Annotated in this window: 9 protein-coding genes and 1 pseudogene; 3 read left to right on the plus strand and 7 right to left on the minus strand. The window is 70.4% G+C overall.

The features are described 5' to 3' along the window. The first annotated feature begins 422 nt into the window (after positions 1-422). Positions 423-1,232: a serine/threonine protein kinase gene (locus tag OTB20_RS37855; RefSeq protein ID WP_267824481.1), complete on the plus strand. Its 810-nt coding sequence runs from the start codon at positions 423-425 to the stop codon at positions 1,230-1,232. Then, positions 1,229-2,668, plus strand: coding sequence for a serine/threonine-protein kinase (locus tag OTB20_RS37860; RefSeq protein ID WP_267824482.1), 1,440 nt, complete (start codon positions 1,229-1,231; stop codon positions 2,666-2,668). Before OTB20_RS37855 ends, OTB20_RS37860 begins: the two co-directional genes overlap by 4 nt. Positions 2,669-2,891: 223 nt before the next feature. On the opposite strand, the gene OTB20_RS37865 is transcribed toward OTB20_RS37860, so the two are convergent. The 5 genes and pseudogenes from OTB20_RS37865 to OTB20_RS37885 all read right to left on the minus strand — a co-directional run bounded on the left by OTB20_RS37865 (position 2,892) and on the right by OTB20_RS37885 (position 6,507). Beyond that, complete coding sequence (locus OTB20_RS37865; protein WP_267824483.1) at positions 2,892-3,620, minus strand: hypothetical protein; 729 nt, start codon at positions 3,618-3,620, stop codon at positions 2,892-2,894. 169 nt (positions 3,621-3,789) lie between these two features. After that, a pseudogene (locus OTB20_RS37870) lies at positions 3,790-3,993 on the minus strand (GNAT family N-acetyltransferase); the annotation flags it as partial. A gap of 358 nt (positions 3,994-4,351) precedes the next feature. Continuing rightward, positions 4,352-4,603, minus strand: coding sequence for a hypothetical protein (locus OTB20_RS37875; protein ID WP_267824484.1), 252 nt, complete (start codon positions 4,601-4,603; stop codon positions 4,352-4,354). A 408-nt stretch (positions 4,604-5,011) separates the two neighbouring features. After that, entirely contained in the window at positions 5,012-5,401 is a 390-nt protein-coding gene (locus tag OTB20_RS42970; protein WP_420716575.1) for a hypothetical protein, read from the minus strand. 530 nt (positions 5,402-5,931) lie between these two features. After that, positions 5,932-6,507, minus strand: a complete 576-nt coding sequence (locus tag OTB20_RS37885; protein WP_267824485.1) for a TetR/AcrR family transcriptional regulator — start codon at positions 6,505-6,507, stop codon at positions 5,932-5,934. Between the two features lie 469 nt (positions 6,508-6,976). Here OTB20_RS37885 and OTB20_RS37890 point away from each other — a divergent pair, with 469 nt between their 5' ends. Beyond that, positions 6,977-7,162, plus strand: coding sequence for a hypothetical protein (locus OTB20_RS37890; RefSeq protein WP_267824486.1), 186 nt, complete (start codon positions 6,977-6,979; stop codon positions 7,160-7,162). A gap of 210 nt (positions 7,163-7,372) precedes the next feature. Here OTB20_RS37890 and OTB20_RS37895 read toward each other — a convergent pair whose 3' ends face one another. After that, entirely contained in the window at positions 7,373-7,741 is a 369-nt protein-coding gene (locus tag OTB20_RS37895; protein ID WP_267824487.1) for a PRC-barrel domain-containing protein, read from the minus strand. Positions 7,742-8,056: 315 nt separating this feature from the next. Next, complete coding sequence (locus OTB20_RS37900) at positions 8,057-8,218, minus strand: hydrophobic protein (RefSeq protein WP_267824488.1); 162 nt, start codon at positions 8,216-8,218, stop codon at positions 8,057-8,059. Positions 8,219-8,226 lie beyond the last annotated feature (8 nt).

Raw genomic sequence — 8,226 nt, forward strand, 5'->3', positions numbered from 1 at the left:
GCCGTGCCCCCCCGGGCACGGTGACCTTCCCCACCCCGGCAGGTCCCGTACGCGACGTCTGCGACCGGGGGCGAAAGGGCCGGTCCCGCACAGCCGCCCGCGGTGGCGGTATGCCGCGCTCGCTCGCCGCGGCACGACAATTTCTCCCGAACCGCTCGCCAGAGAGTCGAAAACGACCCCAAACCGCCATCACCGCACGAGGGCCGGAGTGACCGGGGACACAGGGGGAGCCGCCCGCGAGGAGAGGGTCGGAGAGCCTCCCGGCAAGGGGGCTCGGAGAGCCTCCCGGGGCAGCCGGTGCTGGCTGTCCGACCCGACGGGCCGTCCCGGCCGAAGTGGCTGAAGTGCGCCGATGAACTCCCTTGAGAGATGAGTATTGTTCCACTCGTCGGTCCGGCACGACGCGTGGAACGGGGGGAGCGGTGAGCGGGGTAGTCGTCCATCTGCCGCAGGGGTGTAGTGGCGCCGACGGAGGCGAACCGTACGGCGATGCGGTGACGTTACGGCTCGGACCGGGCGAAGTCGCCCGCTTCGGACGCGGATCCGCGAAGATCCCCGTGGAGCTACGCCTCGCCGACGCGGCGATCTCGCGGCTCGCCGGGGAGATCCGCGTGACCGACGACCACTGGCAGTTGACAAACCACAGCACCACCCACAGCTACCTCGTGGAGAACCCGGAGGGCGCCGGGGAGTACCTGAGGGTCCCGCCCCGCCGGGTCGGGGCACCCGTCCCGTTCGAGTTCTCGCGCGTCGTGCTGCCCACCCGCAGCGACGTCCCCGTCTCCTTCCAGGTGTTCGCTCCCGATCACGTCTACCTGGACCCGGAGGCCATGGGCGCCCCCTGGGGCCGCCTCACGGTCACCGCCTACTCGCTGGACGAGACGGCCACCTACTTCCTGGTACTCCTCGCGCTCTGCGAACCGCGCCTGCGCGACCAGTCCCGCGTCGCGGTCCCCACCACGCCCCAGATCGTCGAACGGCTCAGGGGCCACCTCGCCTGCGCCACCCTGACCGCGCGAGCGGTCAGCTCGCACATCGACTACCTCGCCGAGGAGAAGCTGCGCATCGGCGCCTCGGACCCGCGCGAACACGGCAAGGGCGACCGCCGCAACGGCAAGCGGGAGGAGATCGTCGGGCTCGCCCTGCGGTTCGGGCTCGTACGCGAGGAGCACCTGACGCTGCTGCCACCCCTGACGGGGGCCGGCGGGCGGGAGCGGCAGACCGCGCGATGACGACGCCCCGCACCCTGCGCGACATCACGGAATGCGACGGTACGGACGCGCTCCCGCCCGGCCACCGGGTGCAAGGCTGGACGATCACCGACCTGATCGGGGCCGGAGGCTGGTCCACGGTCTACGCCGCACGGCCCGCCGACCGGTGCCCGGACCGGACCGGCCGGGCCCCCGCGCACCCGTCCGCGGCACCCGCCGACATCGCTCTCAAAATCATGCCGACCGCCGGGTATGCACCGCGCCAGACACGCAGGATCGTGGAGTCCGCCCGCCGGGAGGTCGAACTGGGACGCAGGGCCGGGCACGCGCGGTTGATCCGCCTCCTGGACTCCTTCGTCCTAGAGGCACCGGACCGCCCCTCCCTGGACGGCGCGATCGTGCTGGTCATGGAGCGGGCCGCGGGCAGCCTGCGGGAACTCCTCGACGCCGGGGTGGCCGAGGCCGACCGCGCCCGGCTGATCGCGGGGATCTGCGAGGGACTCGCCCACCTCCACCGGTCGGGTTGGGTCCACGCCGACCTCAAACCGGAGAACGTCCTGCTGGACGGCAGCCGTTCCGTGAAGCTCTCGGACTTCGGGCTCGCCACCCAGATGACGGGAACGTATGGGTACGCGCCCCCCATGGGCACCCTGGACTACCTTCCGCCCGAGCGCTGGCGGGCACCCCTCGGGGAGCTGGGCGTGAAGGTCCGGCCGAGTGCCGACATCTGGGCCCTGGGCATCATCATCCACGAGGTGTTCGGCTCCGGCGCCTCCCCGTTCTCCGGCGCCACGCCCATGGCGCGCGGCGCCGCCGTCCAGGAGTACGGCGAAGGGCGCGCGCCGCTGCGCATGGACCAGGCCGTGCCGCCGTTCTGGCGCCAGCTCGCCGCCGATTGCCTCGCCCCGACCCACGCGGCGCGTGCCCCGCACACCGCAGAGAGCCTGCTCGCCCGCGTCACCGCCGAACAGGAGGCGCGCGGGAGGGGCGCGGCACGGCTGTGGGGCCGGGCCCGCGCCGCGATGCTCACCACCGCGTTCTGCGGGATCGCCGGTATGACCCTGTGGTCGGACGCGGCACGGGCGAGCTCTTCCGCACTGGACGGCCCGGAGGGCGCGGCGGGCGGCACGATCCGGGTGTTCAATGCGGAGAAGGGCTGCCAGGAGCGGGCCGACCGGGACCCGCAGTGCAGTTTGGGCCTGGCGATCGATCCGATGCGCCAGTACACCGCGGACAACGTCGTACCGTCCCGGGTGTGGCACGGCGACGTCCTCGCGGTCGACTGCCAGTTGCCCGAGGGCCGGGCCGTCATCGACGAGGCAGATCTGCAGTCCACCCGCTGGTTCCACGTCCGCCTCCCGCCCGGCTCCACACCCCCCACAGCGTGGCTCCCCGCCGTCCGCACGAAGGACCGCCCGGCGCTGCAGGGGTGCCCGCACCCCGCGACCGGGCGCTGACGCTCCCGGCCGGTACCGTTACGCAAGCCTGACCGAGTGAACTCTGGCGGGACCTTCCCTCCCGGGCCGTGGCGCGAGAGCGCCGGATCCGGTCGAACGCCGCACACGCGTGGGGCCGCCGATTCCGGGGAGCACGGGGCCCAGGGACAGGGCAGGAAGGGTCCCGGTGTTCCCGGTGAGAGCGCGGGGGAGCTTCGGAGGCAAGATCAATTCTCGCCCTGGTCTAGCTGGTGGTGTGCGGAAGGTACTGGTAGGTCGCGGCCGACCGGTCGGCGTCCGTGTCAATGACGTACACCATCAGCGGGGTGCTGCCGGTCGGCCCGCCGGCCGTCGCGCGCAGCCGGTAGCGCTCGACGCGCACGGCCTCGCGCGCGAGCGGGGCGCCGCCCGTGTACATGGACTCGGGCTTGCGATCGTTGGCGATGCGCAGGGCAGCCGCCTTCCAGGTGCCCGAGGCGGCATCGAAGCGCTCCAGGGCGAAGCCCGGCCCGCGGCCCTGCTTCTCACCGGGTTCGCCGATGAGGAACTCCATCTGGAACGCGGCCAGCAGGTGCCCGTACGCGGCGGAGTTCCCGTTCCGCAGGGTGACGGTGAACTCCTGCGCGGCGCCCCCGCGTACCAGGGCGAGTCCGCCGCCCCGGGTGTCGACCGAGGCCTTCAACCGGGTCGGAGCGGGCGGCGGCGCGGGGGCCGGCGGCGGAGTGGCGGACGCGGTGGCGGCCGTCGGCGCGGCGGCCGGGGGGGAGGGAGACGGCGGGGCCTCCGCTGACACCGAGGCCTCCGGTGATGCCGACGCCGACGCCGACGCCGACGCGGAAGGCGAGGGCGAGACGGTCGCCGACGGCTTCGCCGCGCTCCCGTCCTTGTCGTCGCACCCGGTGGACCCGGCCAGCAAGGCGGCGGCCACGGCCACGGCGGACAGGACCCGGCCGGGTCTGGCAGGTGCAGGCATGAGCGGATCCCCCGAATTCGACTGTCGCCAGAACGTAACAAGCGCCTGACCCGCCGACGAGATCGGTCGGGCCTCGGGGCGGAGACGGTTCGGTCACGGCCGGGCCGCCCTCGGGCCGTGCCCCGACCGGCGCCCCGCTCAGACGTGCAGGGCCGCCAGTCGGCCGTCTCTATGACCTGCTCGTGGACGTCGTGGGGCGGCCGTCGACGGCGATGCGGTGGACGCCGTCGGGGCGGTAGCCGAACTTGCGGGACACCGCCCGGGAGGCGGCGCTGTCGGCGAAGGCGGTGGACGTGACGCGAGTGGCACCGAGGCCGTCGAAGGCGAGGGCCAAGGCGGCAGCCCGCATCTGGGCGCCGTAGCCCTGGCCCTGGAAGCGGTGGTCGAGTCAGAAGCCGGTACGGGCCTCGCCGGTGGTGGCGAAGTCTCGGGCGGAGAGGTTCTGCTGGCCGATGACGCCGGTGCGGTGGCGTGGCCCGGGATCACAGCGGAGGGGAGTGTCTCGCGAGATCGGAGGGCACCGTGATCGTCGTCGGAGCGGTCATGTGGATCCTGAGATCCGTGGGCCACGCGGGCGGCGGCCGGAAACACTACGGTTAGAGCTCGCCTGGGGAACCACAGCGGCAGGGGTGGGGGAAGGTCGCTGTGATGGCCGCGTACCGGCTCAGCAGTCACGGAACAGGTCGGGTACGGCGCGTGGTTCCGGCGACCATGGCTGGCGGCGCACCGCATCATTCAGCGGAGTCCTCGATGAAGCGGACCGACCAAGCGAAACCGCTGAGGCTGTCGGACGTCACCTTGCGGACCTCGATCACCTTGCAATGATCGTGGGCGTACTTGCCTGCGAACCGTTCCAGGCGCTGTGCGTCGTCGAGATCCTCCATGGACAAAGGCGCACCCACCACCAGGTCCTCGTGCACGGTCGTTCCGATCGAAGCGTCAGGCGAACACATGCTGCACTCGTGGGTCTCAGGCAGGGTCATGGCGCCCATTGTGCTCCATGGGGTCTCCGCAGCCCTCGGCGAGTGCACCCGCCGCAAGGAAGGTCGCGTACGGCACTCCCTCCGCCCCCTGCTGCTAGCCATAGCTCACCTGCCCTGATGCGAACTTCTCCCGTACGGCGCTCGTACCCTGCCCCGCGAGCCACTCTGCGCCGAACGCACGTCGCACTTTCGAATGGCCATCGGCGTAGATCCGGCGGGGGCGTACCTCTGCTGCCCGCCGGGCTGGCTTTGCTCACGCGACGGTGTTCCGGTCTGGCCCTGCGTGAGGGGTACAGCCGTCCCCCACCGGAACGGGATGCGGTCGGCGATGGCCCGGCGGACACGGCGCGACTCCATCGTCACCCGCTTGCCCATCCACCGCCGAGATCCGGCGCTTGCGTGGCCGCCTCACCGACCGACGGCCACCCGATCGACCTGCTGACCGGCCTGTACATGCCTGACGGGGACGGCGGCACGATCTGGTGGGACGGCGTCGATGCCGCCAAAGCCGACCGCAGCCAGATCCTCGCCCGCATCGCCCTCATGTCGCAGTCGTTCTTCCGCTGGCCGTTCACGGTCAGGGTCAATATCGGCATCGGCAGGGTGGCAGCTGGTGGGATAGCCCGCGCTTGGTCCAAGCGTGCCCGGATCCTGGTGGTCGACGAGCCGACGAGTGCCCTTGACGCAGTGGCTGAGCAGCGGGTTTTCGATCAAATCCGTGCTCTGGCCTCGACTGGTCAGACAATCGTGCTGATCACTCACCGCCTCCATTCGGTGCGTCACGCCGACCTCATCCACGTCAGGAAGGACGGCCGCTCGCCGAGTCCGGGACGTTCACCGAGCTCGTGGACGCGAGCATCGGCACCGGTGGGTTCCGGGACGCCTATCTCATTCAGGCCGCCGCGTTCACGGACAGCGTGCCCACCCAGCGTCCCCCCGCCGCGGACACCACGGCGGTGAGCCCGCATGAACAGCGCACCGGCTGCGCACCGGCCCGACAGGCCCGCGACCAGGACCCTGAAACGGTGGCCGCGCAGCTCGGCCTGAACGTTGATCAGAGCCGTGCGTTGCTCGCCCGGTTCGGATGCTGGAGCCTCTGCTCCGAGCTTGGCGTGGCACGGCCCGCGGGCACAGGTTCCGGGCAGCGCGGGGTGAGGGCACGGGCCCCGGGTAGGCCGGGGCCCGACATCGACTCGTGCCGGGGCTGGTGTGTGTTGGTATCACCAACAACTGAATCTGAGCCCACAAGCCAACCCAGTTGCACCGAAGGATTTGCAAACCCTGACACTCCCCAGCCGTCAGGCGAGGCGAGGGGTGGGGGTTGTGGGTCAGGCTTCGTTTGTTGGTGCAGTGAGGGCGGGCATGAGGGTGGTCAGTACGGTGTGCATGAAGTCGGGTGGGACGGGGCGGGTTCGCAGGAGCCAGGTGTGGTAGATCGGGCCGTAGATGAGCTCGACGGCTAGTTCGAGGTCCAGGTCCGCGCGGAGCTGGCCGGCTCCTTGCGCTTTGGCCAGGCGTGCGACGCACTGGTCGATGGAGGTCCGCAGGATGCGTGGGACGCCTTCAGCGGCGATCTGGTCGGACTGGGCGGATGCGATCAGCCCCCGCCAGACCAGGCCGAAGTCGGTCGCGAAGAGCGCCATGACGTTGGTGGTCTGGGTGAGCAGGTCTGCCGTGATGTCGCCGGTGTCGGGGAAGGCGGCAGAGGAGTCCCGGGCGCTTTCCAGGCCTTCGATCAGGATCGCGGCCTTCGAGGGCCACCAGCGGTAGATCGTCGTCTTGCCGACCCCGGCCTCCGAGGCGATCGCCTCAATGGTGGTGGAGGCGAAACCGGTGGAGGCGCAGAGCCGGAAGGCGGCAGCGATGATCGCCTGCCTTGCTTGCTCGTTGCGTTGGGCGGACATGAACACCGATCGTACCGTTACGCAACGCTACGTTTCGTTGTGCCTGGGGCTCGCTTGCGGGCTGTACCGCTTGGACCCCCTGCCGGCCCTCCGGCCTCGGGTCGGGTGGGCTCACCTGCCAACTCTTCGGAGCGCAACGCTACGTCTCGTGTTGACAACCTACGCGCCCGCATCACACACTGATGGCGCAACGATGCGTTTCGTATCGGATGCGTTACGGGGGAGCGTCTCCGGTACCCGTGCGAACGGGTACCGGAACGGCGCCCAGGCAGATCTGACGCCTTGAGGTCCCCGGCCCCCGCGGTGAGGAACCGCGCAGTGTTCCGGCGGTGTGGGCCTGGAAGCGACCACCGCCTCCGTGACGGCAGCGCCGGCACAGGCCGCCTCGGCTCCTCCGCTCGTTCCCTGCTGCCGACCCCACTCTTACGTGTCGGCGTGACTACAGCGGCCCGATGTCCGTTGTCTGCGCATGACTTTGGACGAAATCGAGGACCTCATGGATGCGCCCGGCGACCGGCTGCCGCTCCTCACTCACGGCGAGGCCGGCGCACTCGTTGCCCTGCTTGGTCGTCTCGCCAACCGCGATGACGACCAGCTTCAGCGGGCCGCCGTCGAGCTGCAGGCGCGGCTCGGGACGCGGCTGCCGATGTCCTGACCGTCCATGTCCGGGGGTGACGGCGCCGTTGTGCTCCGGGTCCCCCAAGCGCAGCGCGTTGGGGCACCGGAGTGCAGCGGCGGGACGAAGCCTCTGACCGCCGTGCGGTGCCGTCGGGCTGGCGGAACGGAACGAAGCCTCCCGCGCCGACCGTGAGCGCGCGCACCGGAAGTCCGGTGCGCGCGCTCACGGTCATGGTTTCGGGGCGGGTCAGACGCGGTGGTCTCCGTACGGGCCACCGGTGCCGTAGTACGTGCCCACCTGATCGTGGTAGCCGGGGTCGCCGAGGTGCTTGTCCTTGTCGAACTCCGGGGCGTTCTTGATCTGCTCCTTGGTCCGGCTGACGTAGACCTTCTCCTCCTGCGCGTCGATCCGCTCGATCGTGCCCGCGGGCAGGAGGACTTCCTTGCCGAAGATCCACGGGCCGGTGTCGACCACGATGTAGGAGGAGCCGACCTCGTCGGAGTCCTTGTCGACCTTGCCGATGGAACCGTCGCTCGCCTCGACCTTGTAGCCGACCAGATCAGCGCCGATCAGACGCCCGGAGGACTCGCCGTAACCCCACATGTTGTCGGACATGAAATACAACTCCTTCGGTCTGTTGTTTATGGACCCGGTCTCGGGCCTTTATGAAAGAGCGGCTGCCCCGTCCGCGGCAATCAACACACCTGCCATCGATTTCGGTCCGCGGTGTGGCTCGACGCACCGGAAGGGGAGCCGATCGGTGGAGGCAACCGGTTCCCGGCGGCGTCACGGCACCCCTTCCAGCTGACGCGCGCCTGCCCCCAGCCAGCTCGAATACCGGACGCGCACGCCGGGTGCTGCACGCGCACATGGCTGCGGGGGTCCGCCCTCCGATGAGGACGGACCCCCGCAGCCAGCCGATTGGTGCGGCTACCAGCGATACCAGCGGCCGCTGCCGCTCTTGGGGCGGGCAACGAACCCGAGAAGCCAGATCACCAGCACCGCGATCGCGACCCACCAAAGGATCTTGACAGCGAAGCCGGCACCGGCCAGAACAAGAACGAGCAGAAGAACAAGAAGCAGGGGAACCATAGTTATCA

The sequence above is a fragment of the Streptomyces sp. H27-H1 genome (assembly GCF_026627445.1).
Classification (GTDB): Bacteria; Actinomycetota; Actinomycetes; order Streptomycetales; family Streptomycetaceae; genus Streptomyces.

Excerpts from the sequence above, each read along its gene's own strand:
- OTB20_RS37895 (WP_267824487.1), bottom strand. The coding sequence starts at position 7,741 with ATGTCCGACAACATGTGGGGTTACGGCGAGTCCTCCGGGCGTCTGATC.
- OTB20_RS37865 (WP_267824483.1), bottom strand. The coding sequence starts at position 3,620 with ATGCCTGCACCTGCCAGACCCGGCCGGGTCCTGTCCGCCGTGGCCGTG.
- OTB20_RS37860 (WP_267824482.1), top strand. The coding sequence starts at position 1,229 with ATGACGACGCCCCGCACCCTGCGCGACATCACGGAATGCGACGGTACG.
- OTB20_RS37890 (WP_267824486.1), top strand. The coding sequence starts at position 6,977 with ATGACTTTGGACGAAATCGAGGACCTCATGGATGCGCCCGGCGACCGG.
- OTB20_RS37900 (WP_267824488.1), bottom strand. The coding sequence starts at position 8,218 with ATGGTTCCCCTGCTTCTTGTTCTTCTGCTCGTTCTTGTTCTGGCCGGT.
- OTB20_RS37885 (WP_267824485.1), bottom strand. The coding sequence starts at position 6,507 with ATGTCCGCCCAACGCAACGAGCAAGCAAGGCAGGCGATCATCGCTGCC.
- OTB20_RS37875 (WP_267824484.1), bottom strand. The coding sequence starts at position 4,603 with ATGACCCTGCCTGAGACCCACGAGTGCAGCATGTGTTCGCCTGACGCT.